This window comes from Jannaschia pagri (assembly GCF_019655435.1).
In the GTDB taxonomy this organism is placed as follows: Bacteria; Pseudomonadota; Alphaproteobacteria; order Rhodobacterales; family Rhodobacteraceae; genus Jannaschia; species Jannaschia pagri.
This window is the reverse complement of sequence record NZ_BPFH01000001.1, coordinates 750,850-768,361: the sequence shown is the minus strand read 5'-3', so window position 1 is coordinate 768,361 and position 17,512 is coordinate 750,850. Positions and strand designations below refer to the sequence as shown.

15 protein-coding genes are annotated in these 17,512 nt (G+C 63.8%); 9 read left to right on the top strand and 6 right to left on the bottom strand.

Annotated elements, in window-relative coordinates:
• Nucleotides 1-12 precede the first annotated feature (12 nt).
• On the top strand, nt 13-474 hold the full coding sequence (locus K5R33_RS03755) for an SRPBCC family protein (protein ID WP_220747624.1): 462 nt from the start codon (nt 13-15) through the stop codon (nt 472-474).
• A gap of 42 nt (nt 475-516) precedes the next feature.
• Here K5R33_RS03755 and K5R33_RS03750 read toward each other — a convergent pair whose 3' ends face one another.
• A complete protein-coding gene (locus K5R33_RS03750; protein WP_220747623.1) occupies nt 517-1,368 on the bottom strand; it encodes a prephenate dehydratase in 852 nt (283 codons plus the stop codon).
• Between the two features lie 133 nt (nt 1,369-1,501).
• On the opposite strand from K5R33_RS03750, the gene K5R33_RS03745 reads away from it, so the two are divergent.
• From K5R33_RS03745 to K5R33_RS03720, 6 genes are all read left to right on the top strand, one after another.
• Nucleotides 1,502-2,014: a c-type cytochrome gene (locus tag K5R33_RS03745; protein WP_220747622.1), complete on the top strand. Its 513-nt coding sequence runs from the start codon at nt 1,502-1,504 to the stop codon at nt 2,012-2,014.
• A gap of 203 nt (nt 2,015-2,217) precedes the next feature.
• Nucleotides 2,218-4,083 (top strand): extracellular solute-binding protein, encoded by a 1,866-nt coding sequence (locus K5R33_RS03740; protein WP_220747621.1) that lies wholly within the window; start codon nt 2,218-2,220, stop codon nt 4,081-4,083.
• 1 nt (nt 4,084) lies between these two features.
• Nucleotides 4,085-5,164 (top strand): microcin C ABC transporter permease YejB, encoded by a 1,080-nt coding sequence (locus K5R33_RS03735; protein ID WP_220747620.1) that lies wholly within the window; start codon nt 4,085-4,087, stop codon nt 5,162-5,164.
• 1 nt (nt 5,165) lies between these two features.
• Entirely contained in the window at nt 5,166-6,350 is a 1,185-nt protein-coding gene (locus K5R33_RS03730; protein WP_220747619.1) for an ABC transporter permease, read from the top strand.
• A 43-nt stretch (nt 6,351-6,393) separates the two neighbouring features.
• Complete coding sequence (locus K5R33_RS03725; RefSeq protein ID WP_220747618.1) at nt 6,394-8,001, top strand: ABC transporter ATP-binding protein; 1,608 nt, start codon at nt 6,394-6,396, stop codon at nt 7,999-8,001.
• Nucleotides 7,998-8,930: an alpha/beta hydrolase family protein gene (locus K5R33_RS03720; RefSeq protein WP_220747617.1), complete on the top strand. Its 933-nt coding sequence runs from the start codon at nt 7,998-8,000 to the stop codon at nt 8,928-8,930. Before K5R33_RS03725 ends, K5R33_RS03720 begins: the two co-directional genes overlap by 4 nt.
• Nucleotides 8,931-9,088: 158 nt before the next feature.
• On the opposite strand, the gene K5R33_RS03715 is transcribed toward K5R33_RS03720, so the two are convergent.
• The gene (locus K5R33_RS03715; protein WP_220747616.1) at nt 9,089-10,393 is read right to left on the bottom strand and encodes a D-alanyl-D-alanine carboxypeptidase family protein; all 1,305 of its coding nucleotides are present in this window, start codon (nt 10,391-10,393) and stop codon (nt 9,089-9,091) included.
• Between the two features lie 257 nt (nt 10,394-10,650).
• Here K5R33_RS03715 and hemF point away from each other — a divergent pair, with 257 nt between their 5' ends.
• A complete protein-coding gene (hemF, locus tag K5R33_RS03710) occupies nt 10,651-11,553 on the top strand; it encodes an oxygen-dependent coproporphyrinogen oxidase (RefSeq protein WP_220747615.1) in 903 nt (300 codons plus the stop codon).
• A gap of 146 nt (nt 11,554-11,699) precedes the next feature.
• On the opposite strand, the gene K5R33_RS03705 is transcribed toward hemF, so the two are convergent.
• The 3 genes from K5R33_RS03705 to hemE all read right to left on the bottom strand — a co-directional run bounded on the left by K5R33_RS03705 (nt 11,700) and on the right by hemE (nt 14,725).
• On the bottom strand, nt 11,700-12,398 hold the full coding sequence (locus K5R33_RS03705; RefSeq protein WP_220747614.1) for a hypothetical protein: 699 nt from the start codon (nt 12,396-12,398) through the stop codon (nt 11,700-11,702).
• Nucleotides 12,395-13,564, bottom strand: a complete 1,170-nt coding sequence (locus K5R33_RS03700; protein ID WP_220747613.1) for an NAD(P)/FAD-dependent oxidoreductase — start codon at nt 13,562-13,564, stop codon at nt 12,395-12,397. The genes K5R33_RS03705 and K5R33_RS03700 overlap by 4 nt, the downstream gene beginning before the upstream one ends.
• A 126-nt stretch (nt 13,565-13,690) precedes the next feature.
• Nucleotides 13,691-14,725 carry a uroporphyrinogen decarboxylase gene (hemE, locus tag K5R33_RS03695; RefSeq protein ID WP_220747612.1) on the bottom strand — a complete coding sequence of 345 codons (1,035 nt, stop codon included), beginning with the start codon at nt 14,723-14,725 and terminating at the stop codon, nt 13,691-13,693.
• Between the two features lie 115 nt (nt 14,726-14,840).
• On the opposite strand from hemE, the gene hemC reads away from it, so the two are divergent.
• Nucleotides 14,841-15,785: a hydroxymethylbilane synthase gene (hemC, locus tag K5R33_RS03690; protein WP_220747611.1), complete on the top strand. Its 945-nt coding sequence runs from the start codon at nt 14,841-14,843 to the stop codon at nt 15,783-15,785.
• 264 nt (nt 15,786-16,049) lie between these two features.
• Here hemC and gnd read toward each other — a convergent pair whose 3' ends face one another.
• Complete coding sequence (gene gnd, locus K5R33_RS03685; RefSeq protein ID WP_220747610.1) at nt 16,050-17,453, bottom strand: NADP-dependent phosphogluconate dehydrogenase; 1,404 nt, start codon at nt 17,451-17,453, stop codon at nt 16,050-16,052.
• Between the last annotated feature and the right edge of the window lie 59 nt (nt 17,454-17,512).

Here is a 17,512-nt window from a genome sequence, read left to right as displayed (position 1 = left end):
AGTTGAGAGAGAATGAAGTTCGTTGCCACCGAAGAAATTGCCGCGCCGATGGATGTGGTTTGGCGCCGGGTCACCGATTTCGACGGGTTTGAAGCCCGTATCTCGGCTCGCGCGGGCAGCGTGACCCGGACTCCGCAAGGTCCTGTGACGCCCGCGACGACTTGGGTGGGCCAGGTGGAATTCAACGGCAAGACGCGCAAGGCAAATGTCTCGATCCTGTCCTTGGATGCCCCTGGTCATCACCTGGAGATGGAAGCCCAGACCAATGGCATGGCGATCACGGTTGATGTGGCCTTGGTGACGGTGTCGGCCACACGCACGCGGATGACAGTGACGACCGATGCCAAGGCCCGGACGCTGGCCGCGCGGTTGATTTTGCAATCGGCAAAATTGGGGCGGCAAGTGCTGGCCAAGCGCTACAAGACGCGCATCGCTACCTTCGCGCGCAACGTTGAGACGGGCGCCGCCGCCTGAGGGGCGCCGCGTCCATCCTGACGGATGTCCTTGGCGGTGGCCTCAACTCGGGGTGCCGCCGTCGAAATGATCGGGGTCGGCGGGGTAGACGCCAAGAATGTCCAAGGACGACGTGAAATACGACAGCTCCTCCAAGGCGCGGGCGACGGGGGCATCGTCGGGGTGGCCTTCGATATCGGCATAGAACTGGGTGGCCGTAAACTGACCGTCGACCATGTAGCTTTCCAGCTTGGTCATGTTCACGCCATTGGTCGCAAACCCGCCCATAGCCTTGTAGAGCGCGGCGGGGATGTTGCGGACGCGGAACACGAACGTCGTCTTGATCGGGCCGGACCCTGGGGCTGGGCGCTGGGGTGTCCCTGACATGATGAGGAAGCGCGTGGTGTTGCGGTCATGATCCTCGATGTGGCGGGCCAAGACGTCGAGGCCATAGATCTGTCCCGCCATTTCTGACGCCAAGGCGGCCTGGGCGGGGTCGCCGAGCCTTGCGATCTGCTGGGCCGACCCGGCGGTGTCGGCGCCCACCCGAGGGCGGATGCCGTGGTCCGTCAGGAAGTCACGGCACTGCCCCAGAAGCACGGTGTGGGATTGCGCAATCTGCACCTGGTCGATGGTTGTTCCCGGGACCGCCAGCAGGTTGATGTGCACCCGCACGAAGGCCTCTTCGATGATGTGCAGGCCGGAATGGGGCAGCAGGCTGTGCATGTCCGCCACCCGCCCGTAGGTGGAGTTCTCGACCGGCAGCATGGCCAGCTCAGCGCGACCGGTGCGGACGGCCTCGATGGCATCCTCGAACGTCGGGCAGGGCAGGGGCGTGTGGTCGGGCCGCGCCTCGAAACAGGCCTGGTGGGAATAGGCGCCGAGTTCCCCTTGGAATGCGATGGCTGCGGTCATGGACCCCCCGAAACAACTGCGCGTTTGGTCGCAAGCGGTATGACTTGCGTCCGCGTGTCGAAAGCACATACATACGCGCGACCTGAGAGACCATCCCGCACGACGGCGGGGACCGAAGCGAACGAGGCCACGTATGGATACCATGACGATCACCAAGGCAGGCGGAGCCTTCTGCGGAGCGCTGCTGGTGTTCCTGCTGGGCGCCTGGGCGTCAGAAGAACTGTACCACGTGGGCGGCCACCACGGTGAAGACCATGCCATGGGCTATGCCATCGAAGTGGCCGACAGCAGCGCGCCAGTCGAGGAAGAAGAAGCAGTTCCTTTTGAGGAGGTCTACGTGAACGCCTCCGCCGACGCGGGTGAGCGCCTGTGGCGTCAGTGTTCCGCCTGCCACGTGTTGGAGCCTGGCGTGAACGGCACCGGCCCTTACCTGCACGGTGTCGTTGGCCGCGATAAGGGTGCCGTTGACGGCTATGCTTATTCCGAAGTTCTGGCGACCATGGACGGCGATTGGACGCCGGAGAACCTGTCTGGTTTCTTGGAAAACCCCCGTGGCTATGCCCAGGGCACCAAGATGGCCTATCGCGGCATGGGCGACGTGGAAGATCGTGCAAACCTGATTGCCTACCTCGCGACGTTTAACTGACGCCAGCAGACGAGAAACCGCCCGTTTGGCCGCCCCTTTCGGGCGGCCTTTTGCTGTGGAGGTCACCAACCCCTCACGTGTGCGCGACATGCGCTTTTCCTGACGGTTGGTTGGCCTAAATCTGTGGGAGGAGCGGGACAGCCCTTGAACAAGACGGCATAGGCTCGTTACCTGATTCGGAGTTCCTGGAGGGAGGTTTGCCCATGATCCGTCGGCCCAAGTTGCCCCTGACCGCCGTTGCGACCGCCGCGCTTGCCTTTGGCTCCGCCGGTTTGGCGGGGGCGCAAGACGTCACCGTCAGTCACGGCTACAGCAACTTTGGCACGTTGAAATACGGACCGGGTGAGCCGTTCTCCTACGTCAACCTGGACGCGCCCAAGGGCGGTGAGATCAGCCTTCACGCGCTGGGCAATTACGACAGCTTCAACCTTTATACGCGCAACGGAAACGTGGCGACGGGCACGACGGTCCTTTACGAGGATCTCTTCATTGCCGCCGCCGACGACCCCTATGCGGTCTATTGTTATCTCTGCACGACGATCGAATATCCGGAGGATCTGTCCTTCGTCACGGTCAACTTGCGCGAAGACGTGACCTTTGCCGACGGGTCGCCCATGACCGCTGAAGACCTGAAATTCACGGTCGATATCTTCCTGGAGCAGGGCCTGCCCGAGTTCAGGAACGTGGTCGAAGGGTATTTCAAATCCATCGAGCAAACCGGTCCTTACCAGGTCCGCTTTGAGTTCAACGAAGCCGCGCCGAAGCGGGATCGCGTCGGCATTGTCGGGATCTGGAACCCGTTTTCCAAAGCATGGTTCGAGGAAACGGGCGCGCGCATCGACGAGTCGACTCTGGTGCCCTTCATGGGAACGGGTCCCTATATCGTCGGTGACTTCGATGTGGGCCGATCGCTGACCTATACGCGGAACCCAAATTGGTGGGGCGCTGATCTGCCGATCAACCAGGGGCGCCACAACTTCGACAGCATCCGCTACGAGTACTTCGGGGACAACACGGCCGCGCTCCAGGCGTTTTTTGCGGGCGAATACACGATGCGAATCGAGACGTCGTCCAAGGAATGGGCCACGGCCTATGATGTGCCTGCGGTCACGCGGGGCGACGTGATCAAGGCGACGTTGGAGGACGGGAATATCTCCTCCGCCCAGGGCTTTGTGTTCAACCTCAAGAACGGCAAATGGGACGACCCCCGCGTGCGCGACGCGGTGCGGATGATGTTCAATTTTGAGTGGTCGAACGAGACATTGTTCTACGGCCTCTACACCCGACCGACCAGCTTTTGGGGCGGATCCGAGATGGAAGCCAAGGGCGTGCCTGGGGTTGATGAAACGGCTCTGCTCGCCCCGCTTGTGGAAGAGGGTCTGCTCGACGCGTCGATCCTGACCGATGAGGCTGTTCTGCCGCCCGCTAACACCGCCGCCAGCAATCAGCCCGACCGTCGGAGCCGCCGCGCGGCCCTCCGCCTCATGGCGGAAGCCGGGTGGGAGACGGGCAACGACGGCATGTTGCGGAACGCTGCAGGCGAGACGATGGAACTGGTCATCATCCAGTTCAACCCGACCTACGACCGCATCGTGAACCCATTCGTTGAAAACCTGCGCGCCATCGGCGTGGATGCGCGGTTGGAGCGGATCGACCGCGCCCAGTACATCGAACGCCGCCGCAGCGGGGACTGGGATCTGACGAACCAGGTCCTGGGGCAGGGGTTTGAACCGGGGACAGGCTTGAAGCAATGGTTCGGCTCCGAGACGGCGGCCGATAGCAGCCGCAACATCATGGGGCTAGCGGACCCTGCCGTGGACCGTTTGGTTGATCTGGTCATCCAGGCCGAAGATCTGCCGACCCTGCACGGGCGCACCCGCGCCCTTGATCGGGTGCTGCGCGCCCAAGGGTTCTGGATCCCGCAATGGGGGAACGCCGAACATTGGGTCGCCTATTGGGACATGTATCGCCACCCCGAAGAGATCCCGCCCCTGGCGCCGGGTATGATTGATTTCTGGTGGCAGGACGCCGAGGCCGCCGCCGCATTGGAAGCCTCCGGGGCGCTCTGAGGTGGCGGCCTATATCCTCCGGCGCCTGCTGCTGATCATCCCGACGCTGATCGGGATCATGGTCATCAACTTCGCCCTGATCCAATTCGTCCCCGGTGGGCCCGTCGAACAGGTGTTGGCTCAACTGGAGGGCGGCGGCGACGCCTTCGACAGCTTTTCGGGCGCCGCCTCTGAAATTCAGGATCGGGGCAACACCAGCGGCTACACCGGCGCACAAGGGTTGCCGCAGGAGTTCATCGACGAGTTGGAGGCGCAGTTCGGCTTCGACAAGCCGCCGTTGGAGCGCTTCTTGAACATGATGTGGGACTACGCCCGGTTCGATTTCGGTGAGAGCTATTTCCGCTCGATCAGTGTCGTGGACCTGGTGATCGAGAAGATGCCGGTCTCGATCACGCTGGGACTGTGGACGACCCTGTTCGCCTATCTGATCTCGATCCCCTTGGGCATTCGGAAAGCGGTGCGGGACGGGTCAAGCTTTGACACCTGGACCTCTGGCGTGGTGATTGTCGCCTATGCGATTCCCGGGTTTCTGTTCGCGATCCTGCTTCTGGTGTTATTTGCAGGCGGGTCGTATTTTCAGATCTTCCCCCTGCGTGGCCTGACCTCGCCTGGATGGGAGGATCTGAGTTTGATCGGCAAGGTGCTGGATTACCTGTGGCACATCACGCTGCCGGTCCTGGCCTCGACCATATCGGCCTTTGCGGGTCTGACCTTGCTGACCAAGAACTCCTTCCTGGACGAAATCCGCAAGCAATACGTCGTGACTGCCAAAGCCAAGGGTCTGACCGAAGGGCGGGTGCTGTATGGGCATGTCTTCCGCAACGCGATGTTGATCGTGATCTCGGGTTTTCCGGCCCTCTTCGTGGCGGTCTTCTTCGGCGGCTCGCTGATTATCGAGACGATTTTCTCGCTCGATGGCCTTGGGCGGCTGATCTTTGAGGCCACAGTGAACCGGGACTACCCGGTGATGTTTGGGACCCTGTTTGCCTTCTCGCTGATCGGGTTGGTGGTCGGTCTACTGACGGACCTGACCTACGTATTGGTCGATCCGCGCATCGACTTTGAGACGCGGGAGACCTGAGATGGCCGAGCGCATCACAAACCCGCCTGAGGTGCAGGCCCCCGCCGCGCCCGCTCCGGAAACCGCCGACAAAAGCCGGTGGTTGTCGCCACTGAACCAAAGGAGGTGGCGCAACTTCCGCCGCAATGGCCGGGCGTTCTGGTCGCTCTGGATCTTCCTGGTTTTGTTCGGTGTATCCCTGTTCGCCGAGTTCATCGCCAACGAAAAACCAATCCTCGTGAACTACCGCGGGGACCTGTATACGCCGATCTTCACCTTCTACCCCGAAACGGCCTTTGGCGGAGATTTCCGCACCGAGGCGCCCTATCGGGATGTGGAGGTCGAGTGTTTGATCGTCTCTGGCGGGTTAGAAGACTGCTTCGATTTCCCCGAAGAGGTGATGGCCGAGGTCCGGGAGACGGGGGCCTTCAACGGTGAGGCGGTGGAGCAGGGATGGCTGCTTTGGCCCCCGATCCGGTATTATTACACCACCAATAGCGATGTCCCCGGCGCCGCGCCGCACCCGCCCTCGTCTGAGCATATCCTGGGCACCGACGACACGGCCCGCGACGTGGCCGCACGGGTGATCTATGGCTTTCGCCTGTCCGTGGCCTTTGCACTGCTCGTGACGGTCTTCACCTCGATCATCGGGATCGCGGCAGGGGCCGTGCAAGGCTATTTCGGCGGCTGGGTGGATCTCACGTTCCAACGTATCATCGAGATCTGGGGGTCGCTGCCCAGCCTGATCATTATCATCATCGTGGCCGCGATTATTCCCATGAATTTCTGGCTCCTCGTGGGGTTGATGACCCTTTTTGGATGGACGGCCCTTGTGGGTGTCGTCCGGGCAGAGTTCTTGCGGGCACGCAACTTTGAATACGTCCGCGCGGCGCGGGCCCTGGGCGTGGGCAACGCAACCATCATGTTCCGCCACGTTCTGCCCAATGCCATGGTCGCGACGTTGACCATGCTGCCCTTTATCGTAACCGGCGTGATCGGAGGTCTGGCCAGTCTGGACTTCCTCGGCTTTGGCCTGCCGTCCTCGGCGCCGTCCCTGGGCGAGATGACCTTGCAAGCCAAACAAAACCTGCAAGCGCCTTGGTTGGGCTTCACGGCGTTCATCACCTTTGCGGTGATGTTGTCGCTGCTGGTGTTCATCTTCGAGGGGATCCGCGATGCCTTCGACCCCAGAAAGACCTTTTCGTGATGCGCACGATTTTTCCTGAAAAATCGCCCCGCACGGTGGCGCTATGACCCTACTGACTGTGCGGGACCTGCGCATCTCCTTTCGCCAGGATGGTGCGCGCAGCGAGGCTGTTAAGGGCATCTCTTTCTCGGTGGAGCGGGGGGAGACGGTGGCCTTGGTCGGTGAATCCGGGTCCGGCAAGTCGGTCTCGGCCCTGTCCACAGTCTCGCTCCTGCCCGATAGCGCAGAGGTCTCCGGTTCGATCACCTACGACGGGACAGAGATGGTCGGCGCGCCGGAGAAGGACCTTCGCCGCGTCCGGGGGAACGACATCAGCTTCATCTTTCAGGAGCCGATGACTTCGCTCAACCCGCTACACACCATTGAAAAGCAGCTCTCAGAGTCCCTTCTGCTACACCAAGGCCTAGCGGGGGCAGCCGCCCGGGCGCGTATTCTGGACTTGCTGGGTAAAGTTGGGATCGTGGATGCGGAGCGGCGGCTGACGGCCTATCCCCATGAGCTGTCCGGCGGGCAGAGGCAGCGGGTGATGATTGCCATGGCGCTTGCCAACGGTCCCGAACTGCTGATTGCCGATGAGCCGACGACGGCGTTGGATGTGACGATCCAGGCCCAGATCCTGGAACTCCTGGCCGAGTTGAAAGCCTCTGAGGGCATGTCGATGCTCTTCATCACCCATGATCTGGGGATTGTGCGGCGCTTTGCGGATCGGGTCTGCGTGATGCAGCATGGGCAGATCGTCGAGGCGGGACCCGTCGCGGAGATCTTCGACGCGCCTCAGCATCCCTATACCCAGACGCTCTTGGCAGCCGAGCCGACGGGTATGCCAGAACCGGTCCCAGGCGCGGCCACACCGGTGGCGCGGACGGAAAACCTTAAGGTTTGGTTCCCGATCAAAACGGGGCTGCTGAAACGCACGGCGGGGTACGTAAAGGCCGTCAACGATGCGTCGCTGGCCGTTCGTACCGGCGAGACCGTTGGCATCGTCGGTGAGAGTGGCTCCGGCAAGACGACCCTCGCCTTGGCGATTATGCGCCTGATTGCCTCGGAAGGGGGCATCACCTTCGATGGGAAGCGGATCGACGGTTTGAAATCGGGCGCCCTCAGGCCGCTGCGCCAAGAGATGCAGATTGTGTTCCAGGATCCCTATGGCTCGCTCAGCCCGCGGATGACGGTGGCTGAAATCGTGGCCGAGGGGTTGCGCCTGCATAACACCGGTGACGATCGTCCTGTGCGGGATCAGGTGGCCGCCATGCTGGCCGAGACAGGGATCGACCCCGCCTCTATGGATCGCTATCCCCACGAATTCTCGGGCGGGCAACGTCAACGGATTGCCATTGCGCGGGCCATGATCTTGCGGCCCAAGTTGGTCGTCTTGGATGAACCCACCAGCGCCCTCGACCAGACGGTTCAGGTACAAATTGTTGATTTGTTGCGGGACCTGCAGAAACGGTACGGCTTGGCGTATCTGTTCATCAGCCATGACCTGCGCGTTGTGCGGGCGTTGTCCCATAAGGTCATGGTGATGAAGCGCGGCGACGTCATCGAGCAGGGCGACGCCGAACAGATTTTCGATGCGCCCAAGGATCCATACACCAAAGCATTGATGGCAGCGGCCTTCGATTTGGAGACCCGGCCCTCGGTCGCCGTGTGACGCCCCGGCGCGCGCTTGGCGGGCTGGCCCTTGGGGCAGCGCTGTTGGCCTCGGGCCTGGCTTGGCGGGGCGTGGTTGATTTCGATCTGAGCAAGCACCGGACCCGTGACCTTTCGTTCGAGGCGGGTGGGGCGCACCTGGCGGGGACGCTGGTCTTGCCAGAAACCTGCGACGACGGGCCTGTGGCGGTTTTGGTCCATGGCGATGGCCCTCAGGATCGCTGGTCGGGGCAGGGGTATCTGCCGCTGGTGTCCGCCCTATTGGAGGCCTGTATCGGGGTGTATTCCTGGGACAAGCCCGGTGTTGGCGACAGCACGGGCGATTGGTTGGGCCAGTCTATGGCCGACCGTGCGGTCGAAGCCGGGACGGCCCTTCAGGCGGTTCGCGCGGCCCTCGGACCGGAGCGTCGGATCGGGTTCCTGGGGTTATCCCAGGCCGGCTGGATCGTGCCCCGCGCCAGTGCCGTTGTCGGGCCTGAGTTCGTGGTCCTGACGGGCGTTGCGGTGGATTGGGCCGCTCAAGGCGCTTACTTCGATAGCCGGTCAGACGGGCGCCAGGGGCCCCCGGCCTCGCCGGAACGCGCGGCGTTCAACACCCGCAATGGGGCGGCCAATGCCGAAGCCGATTTACCAGGGCTGCAAGGGCGTGTGTTGGCCCTGTGGGGGGCAGAGGACCTGAACGTGGACCCAATCGCCAATGCGGCGACATACGAGGCTCTGGCCCCTCGGGGGACCGTAGCCGAGGTCATTCCGGGCGCGACCCATTCCCTACTGCGCAGCCGATGGTTCCAGGGGCAACTCCAGACCGACTGGCCTTGGTGGAAGGTGACGCTCTTCACGGCCATGGGGAGGCGAGCCTATGCGCCCGACGTGTTGGAGCGGATAACGGGCTGGATCAATGGCCCGGGATTGTCTGGCGCGAGGCGGTAAGGCGGTTAGGTGACGCCGCATGATTTGACGGCTTCACCACAGAGGTCCGAGGGGTCTACGGCTAGCCGTTGCGGCCTTTGCCATCCAGCACCGGGTTGGCCTGCCAGGGTGTTGGACCTGCCTCGGCCTTGTTCAAGCAGGACCGGCCCAGATCTGCCCTAACTCCCGATCAGCACGTCGCATTCCACGTCGCGGGCGCGCAGCCGGGTGCAGGCGCGATTGGCCTCCCGTTCGCTGAGACCGACGAAGCTGGGATCGTAGCCGCCGCGCACCGCCTGCACCTGACGCAGGGCATCGTCGAGCGTGTCCAATTCCTGCAACGCGGTACGCAGCAGCAGCTTGTCAGCGGCTGACCGCGTGGCCTGTCTGCGGAGGGAAATGCTGTAGGTCCGACCCCCACTGGTCGATGCGCGGGTCACCACTTCCAGCGGCGCCTCGGCGACCTGTCCTAGGGTCTGAACCGGACGGGGGGCGGGGGCGGCTCCGGTCGCGGGGGCCGAGGCATTGGCGACGAGGACGTCACCAACCTGCGGCGTTCCGCGCGCCACGGGTCTGGCGGAGATGGCGGGCGCAGTCGGGCCGGGGACGGTTGCGCCACCGTAGGTCGGCAGGCTGGGGCGGCGTTCCACAACGCGGGACGGCGCGCGTTCGAACCCCATGTCCAACAACTCGGCGATGCGGGCGTTCCGCGTGGCGGTCGAGCGGCCTCCGAACACCGTGGCGATCACACGTTCTTCGCCACGGACCGCGCTGGCCACGAGGTTGAACCCGGCTGCATTGGTGTAACCCGTCTTGATCCCGTCGGCGCCACGATAGGCATCCAGCAGGCGCCGGTTCGTATTCCGAACAGACGCCACGCCGGCGTCGGTCGTGCGCCGGGAAAACAAATTGTAGTACTGCGGGTAGTCATAGAACAGCCGACGCCCCATCACGGTCATGTCGCGCGCGGTGCTGAGGTGCCCCGACTGGGTCAGACCATGGGCGTTGCGGAACGTGGTGGAGGTCATGCCCAAAGCGCGAGCCGTGCGATTCATCCGGGCCGTGAACGCCTCTTCCGATCCGCTGATCGCTTCTCCGATGGCCGTCGCCGCATCATTGGCGGATTTGACCGCCGCCGCGCGGATCAGATAGCGCAGCGCGATCTTTTGACCGGCGCGCAGCCCCAGCTTGGACGGCGGCTCCGATGCGGCGTGGCGGCTTATCCGGACCTGGGTGTCGAGCGTGATCTCACCTTTCCGCACGGCTTCGAACGCGATGTACAGCGTCATCATCTTGGTCAGCGATGCCGGATGGAGGCGCGTGTCGGCGTTGCGTGACCGCAGCACCTCACCGGTGCGCGCATCCATCACCATCTCGGCGTAGGGCGCCGCCCGCGCGGCCCCGGTGTGCCCGAATACAACAAGGGCGCACACGGCCAAAAAAGCCGTCAGGGCCCCAAGGCCCCGTGTCGTTCCATGTGTCATCAGCGACTGCTCTGCTGCCTGCGGCCCGGTCTTTTGCCGAGCCTGCGTTTTAATTGACCTCAGCCTAGCGACAGTCTGTCGGTGAATCCACCACCGAACGCGCTGCCTCGAAAAAACCCAATTCCGGGAAAGTGCCCGCCACATCTGGTGCGGGGGCGGGGGCTCGCCTACAAACGGGCGGTGAAAGATGGCGAAACCTGGGCGGCCCTCGGCGGCCTTTCGCCGAGCGACGGATTCAATTGACGAAAGGGCGCGCCATGCTCGACGCCGCCGATACCCGAAAGTCCACCGCAGCCGCCTGGTTCCGGGAGCTTCGGGACAGAATCACCTCGGCCTTCGAAGGCTTGGAGGACGCGGGCGCACCTGGTCCGTTTGAGACGCTGGAGCCCGGTCGGTTCGACGTGAGCGAGACACGGCGCGATGCAGGCGACGGGACCGACGCGGGCGGCGGGATCATGTCGGTCATGCGCGGCGGTCGCGTTTTCGAAAAGGTCGGTGTCAATTGGTCCGAGGTCCACGGCACCCTTGCCCCCCGCGCGCAAAAGGCAATGGCCGCCCGGGGCGTACCGGGGATGGAGGATGATCCGCGCTTCTGGGCCTCGGGCATCAGCTTGGTCGCACATATGCGCAACCCCCACGTGCCAGCGGTGCATATGAACACTCGCATGTTCTGGACGCCGCACGCCTGGTGGTTTGGCGGCGGCGCCGATTTGAACCCATGTTTGGAATACGACGAGGACACGGCCCATTTTCACGGCCAGATGCAGGCCGCCTGCGATGCCCATGGTTCGCTGGACGGCCAAGACCGCTACGCGAAGCTAAAGGCCTGGGCGGACGAGTATTTTTTCGTTCCGCACCGGGGTCGGGCACGGGGTGTCGGCGGCATCTTTTACGACGATCTGAACACTGGCGATTGGGACGCCGACTTTGCCTTCACCCGCGATGTGGGCGCCCATTTCCTGCCCGCGTTCCAGCCCTTGGTCGAGAAACGCCGGGCACAGCCGTGGTCGGAAGCCGACAAAGACGTGCAACTCACGCACCGTGGGCTCTACGCCGAATACAACCTCGTCTATGACCGCGGCACCAAGTTTGGCTTGGAAACGGGGCACAACGCCGATGCGGTTCTCATGTCCCTGCCTCCCGAAGCAAAGTGGCATTGATCCGCGTGGCTGCCTGAGGCCAGTTGCGCGGCCCGTCGCCACTCCGTGGTTTCACGAAGGTCCCCGTGTTCTGGGGTTAGGTGGGGTTCTGCCCGACAGCCTGGCGAGGGCGGACCCGACGCTCGTCCTGCGCTCCCAGCACGACGTCAGGTCGACGGGCCATTGTCCTGCGCTGGCACCAGCACACGCAACGCGCCTATGGCCTGAAACCCTGCGGTGAGGGCCTCGAACAGCGCCTGTCCCCGTTCATAGCCCACCACCGGGAGGTCGGGCGCGCAGCTTCCAACGGCCTCCGCCGCATCGGCCATGGCTGCTCGCCCAAACACATTCGACATCCCGATGGCGTCCTCTGACCGGTTCGCCAAGCAACCGGCCCGCACATGGCCATCCTCGGTTGCGACCAAGACCGTCATACCGGGGTGCGCCAAGATACCCTCCGGAAACATCCGTCCGTCCGTCGGCGAGCTTTCTTTCCAGGCGGCCTCCCACTGCTCCAAACCGATGGCCGTCGTCACAGCCCGCCAGCGACCGGGCCGTGTGCGGCCCGGCGCTCGCCAAATCCAGGTCGCGTCAAACAAGGTCTCCAGACCATGTGCCGGGCCATCGATCTCGCAAAAGCTGTCTTTGATCGCAACCCGAGGCCCGTGGACCTCTGTCACGGAGCGCAAAAGGTCTTCTGCCGCTCCGGGCTGGGTCACCACGCCATGGCCGTAATACGGCGGCGGCGGATCTAACGCGACAAACCCGGCAGCATCGCGCCGGAAGGCGAGCCCCTTTGCCGTGAAGACCGCCGCATAGAGATCCGCATTGTTGCGGGCCGCCATGCAGGCGCGCGGGGGGCTCACGCCCAGACCGCCGCAAAGTCCTGGTCATAGCCTTCGCCGCTCAAGTCATGCCCCTGGGCCACACGCGCACCCAAGCGTCCAAGCTCATCGCCGCATTTCGCCGCCGCCCCATTCCCGCCGCACAGCACGGTGACGTTGTCGCTGGCGGGGGCGATGTAGGGATACCCCGTCTCGGTCCAGACGACGGCACAGGCGCCAGTGCTTTCGCCCTCAATGCGCAGGCCCGGCAAGACTTGGCGCATTTCGGCCAACAGGCGCTGGCCCACGTCCCGGTCGCCGCCGCCGCGATACCACGCGGTCATCTCTGCGTCGGAGCGGATCTTGGGGCTCTCCACTTCTCCACCGATCTTAATGTAGATGTTGCCGTCCGGGTATCGGATCGGCGGCAGCATATAGAGGCCGTAGGTCCACCCCTCCGGCACCCAAATCAGGCTCGGCACATTGGCCAGGCGCGCAGCCTCCGCCTCGCTGACCTGGGCAAAGGCGATGGTGCGTCCCCAAACCGTCAGTTTCGGACGTCTGGGCAAAAGCCCGTCACTGGCCGCATGGGGTCCCGTGGCCACGATAAGGTGACCGGCAGACATCCGCGTCCCGTCCTTCAAACGCACGGACCCGCCGTCAAAGGCACAAGCGGTGTCACGCACCACACGCGCGCCAGCCTGCTCCGCAAGGCTGACCTGTGCCGCCCACATTGCCCGTGGGTCGATCCACCCCGCGGCCTCCGCTTCCCAAGTGGCCTTGCCGCCTTCAGGCAACGCCATCCCAAAGCGCGCCAAAACCTCCTCGGAAGTCAGCACCTCCGGCGCTGGGCTCAAGCCCCGCGCAACGGACAGAACGGCGCTGGTTTGGGCAGCCATTGGCCCTGATGTGGGTCCAGCCATCAACGCGCCACTTTGCTGGAAAATCCGTCGCCCCGACCGCGCTTCCAGGTCGGCATATCGTGCGATAGACCGCTGCGAGAGGTGGGACCAATCGGCGGTGCCTGCCCCTTGGCGTGTGATCCGCGCCGCATCGAAATGGCTGCCAAAGGGTCCGGCCCATTCCTGGGGGTCCGACGGCTCGGGCGCCGCGACCACCGCCACACGATGCCCCGCCTCCGCAAGGTAGCGTGCGCAGGGGGCACCCATCATGCCCCCGCCAATCACAATGACATCAAAGCTCTCCATGGGCGAAGCAGACCCGAAGCCCCGAGCGACCTCAAGCCTCTTCTTCTCGGCTCAAATACCTCCACGGGGGTGCGGGGGTGTGAAACCCCCGCTCCGACGGGTGACCTGGCTGACGGACTCTCCCCGTTACGCGGTTACGGTTTCCCGCAGGGTTTCAATCATCAGGGCCACGTTGTCCGGATTGGCATCGGGCGTGATTCCATGGCCGAGGTTGAAAATATGGGGCCCTTTGGCAAAGGCCTCTCGGATCCGTCGGACCTCGTCCACAAGATCCTGTCCGCCCGTCACCATATGCGAGGACTTCAAGTTGCCTTGGACGCAACCGTCCACCTGAACATGGGCTGCGGCCCATTCGGCCGATACCGAATCGTCAACGGCCACGCAATCGGCGCCGGTCGCGGCGTGGAAACCCACATAGCCGTCGCCTCCCTCCCGCGGGAAGGCGATAATCGGCAGCGAGGGATGGCGGCGCTTCAATTCCGTGATGATCCGCTTCGCGGGTGCCACGGCATAGCGCTGGAAGTCCTCGCCTTTCAGCGATCCCGCCCAACTGTCGAACAGCTTGACGGTCTCCGCACCCGCCTGGACCTGCATATCCAGGTACTCGATGGTGGCTTCCGTGATCCGGTCCATGAGGGCCTCAAAGACCTCGCGGTTGCCGTCCTTCAACCCATGGGCCGGGGCCTGATCGGGGGTGCCGCGCCCGGCGATCATATAGGTGGCCACGGTCCAAGGCGCGCCGGCAAAGCCGATGAGCGCCGTCTCGGACGGTAGCGAAGAGGCTAGGTTGCGGACGGTTTGATAGACGGGCGCTAGATGGTCATGGATATCGTCTTTGCCTTTCAGCTTGGCCAGACCCTCGGCATCGGTGATCGTCGACAACCGTGGTCCTTCGCCGGTGACAAACCAAAGATCCGCCCCCAGCGCATCGGGCACCAGCAAGATGTCCGCGAACAGAATCGCCGCATCAAAGCCAAAGCGCCGGATCGGTTGCAGCGTGACCTCCGTGGCCAAGTCTGGATTGTAGCACAGCGACAGGAAATCCCCGGCCTCAGCCCGCGTCGCCTTATACTCCGGCAAGTAGCGGCCCGCTTGCCGCATCATCCAAATCGGGGGCACGGGCAGGGTCTCTCCCGCCAAGGCGCGCGTCAGGGTCTTCATTTCTCGTCTCTCCCGGTCGGATGGGGTCTGGACAGCGTGTGGCAAGTTGGTGTCACAGTGTCAAACGGACAGCAGGTGTCAAGCACGCCTGACACTTTGCAAGCGGACAGACCTTATGACGACCCCCTTCTCCCCCGACCGGCCGCTCAAGATCGGAACACGGGGCTCTCCCCTCGCCCTGGCCCAAGCCCATGAAACCCGTGCCCGGTTGATGACAGCCCTTTCTTTGCCGGAGGAGGCCTTCGAGGTTGTTGTCATCTCCACAAGCGGCGACCGTATTCTGGACCGGCCGCTCAAAGAGGTCGGCGGCAAGGGCCTTTTCACCCGTGAGATCGAGGAACAGCTTCTGGCGGGCGACATCGATATCGCCGTTCATTCGACCAAAGACATGCCGACCGAGCAGCCCGAAGGGCTGATCCTGGACACGTTTTTGCCCCGGGAAGATGTGCGCGATGCTTTCGTGACGCTGGACGGGCGGGCCATGTCCGATTTGGCTGAAGGCAGCGTGGTCGGTACGTCCTCCCTGCGCCGCCGGGCGCAACTGGCCTACCGGCGGCCCGATCTGCAGGTGGTGGAGTTTCGCGGGAACCTGCAAACCCGCATGAAAAAGCTCCGCGATGGCGTGGCCGAGGCCACCTTCCTGGCCATGGCGGGGTTGCGGCGCCTCAACCTGGACGATGTTCCGCGCACGGCCATAGACACTTTGGACATGCTGCCTGCCGTTGCCCAGGGCGCCATCGGGATCGAGCGCCGCATTGACGACGACGCCATGGCCGAAACGCTGTCGCTCATCCACGACACGGATACGGGCGCACGGCTCGCGGCGGAGCGGAGCTTTTTGCTGACACTGGACGGATCTTGCGAGACCCCCATTGCAGGTTTGGCGGAGTTGGATGGGGCGAAGCTGCGCATGCGCGGGGAGGTGCTGCGCCCCGACGGATCTGACGTGCTGGAAGAGGCGGGCGACGCGCCGCGCGAAGACGGTGCGGCGCTGGGGCGCGAGTTAGGTGCAAAGTTGCTGGAGCGGGCGCCAAGCGGGTTCTTCGACTGGCGGGTCTGACGCCGCACGCGTTTTCAGGTTTTGACGCAAGCCCAAGGGACGGCGCGCGCACCGCTAACGGCACGCGCGCTGCCTTTGGCGACAGATTTACGTTTTGTGCCTGGGCAAGCGTTGGCGGCAACGATTGGCCTTCGGTCCACCGCCCAGCGAATCTGGCGCGCGGCGCGTCACGCGCTTTGTTGCTCTCTATCCAGCCGGGGCAGGGGCAAAGAGTTTTCAATGAAAACTCTTTCCAGACTTTTCAACGAAAAGTCTGTGCCCGTGTCACCCGGCCCAGGGACCGTGTTGACCCGTTTTGCCGTTCACATGCTCGAACCCATGCAGACCGAAGAAATCCCGTTGTCCCTGCACCATGTTCGCCGTGCCACGGGCCGTGCGCATGGCGTCGAAGTAAGCCAGACCGGATGAGAGCGCGGGAAGGGGATGGCCGTTCAGAGCCGCTTGGGCCACGACCTCCCGGAGGGCCTGATGATTGTCGCGCATGATTGCCGCGAAGTGGTCAGTGAACATCAGGTTGGTGCCCGGCGCATCGGCCAGGGCGGAGGACATATCGTCCAGCATGCTCGACCGGATGATGCAGCCTTGGCGCCAAATCTGTGCGATCCGGGCCATGGGCAAATCCCAGCCAAAGTCGCGCATGGCGGCCGACAGCATCTCGAACCCCTGGGCGTAGCAGATCACCTTGCCCGCAATCAGCGCCCGCTCCAACGTGTCGTGGCTCAGCCCGTCCAGGGCCTGGGGCGCGGGGCCAAAGATACGCTCGCCCTCCGTCCGTTCCTCCCGCCGTGCCGACAGGTTGCGCGCGACAACCGCCGCTTCGATTGCTGGAACGGGGGCGAGGCGATGCTGGCTCTCGATGGCGGTCCAACGCCCGGTGCCCTTCTGGCCAGCGGCATCGACGATCACCGACAGCAGCGGCTCACCGGTGGCAACGTCCTGCGCTTTGGCCACTTTGCCCGAAATCTCGATTAGGTAGGATTGGAGCGGTCCGGCATCCCAGGCCGCGAACACGTCGCCAATGGCCTCTGGCGCCATGCCATGGCCGTCTCGCAGGATGCCGTACACCTCGGCGATCATTTGCATGTCGGCATATTCGATGCCGTTGTGGACCATCTTGACGAAGTGCCCGGCACCGCCTGGTCCCATGAGCGCCGCGCAGGGGTCGTCCTCGTGCTTGGCGGAAATGGCGGTCATGATGTCAGCCACGCGGTCCCAGTGCTCCTGGGCGCCGCCACCCATGATCGACGGCCCATGTCGGGCGCCCTCTTCCCCACCGGAGACGCCGACCCCAAGGAACGGCCCCCGATTGTCATGAACCCGTCGGTCAGTGTCGGAGAACAGCGCATTGCCACAGTCGATGATCAGGTCTTCGGCGTCCAGCAGCGGGCGCAAGGCGTAGATCTGATCGTCCACTGCCTGGCCGGCGGGTACCATCAGGATGATGGCGCGGGGCGTTGCGATGGCGGCGACAAGCTCTTCGAGGCTTTCGGTCGGGGTGATCTTTGTGCCCAAGTCTCCGGCCCCGGCCGCAAAATCACGCGTGACTTGCGTGGTGCGATTAAAGACAGCGATGTCGAACCCTTTTTCCGCGATGTTGGACGCCAGCGCCGCCCCCATCGTTCCCAGCCCGATCAATCCAATCCGCGCCTGTCCGCCTGCGTCCGCCATACCCAATCCTCCATCGCCGTTTCCCTGGTCCTAGCCCCCTGCGCGCCAGGGGGGAAGGG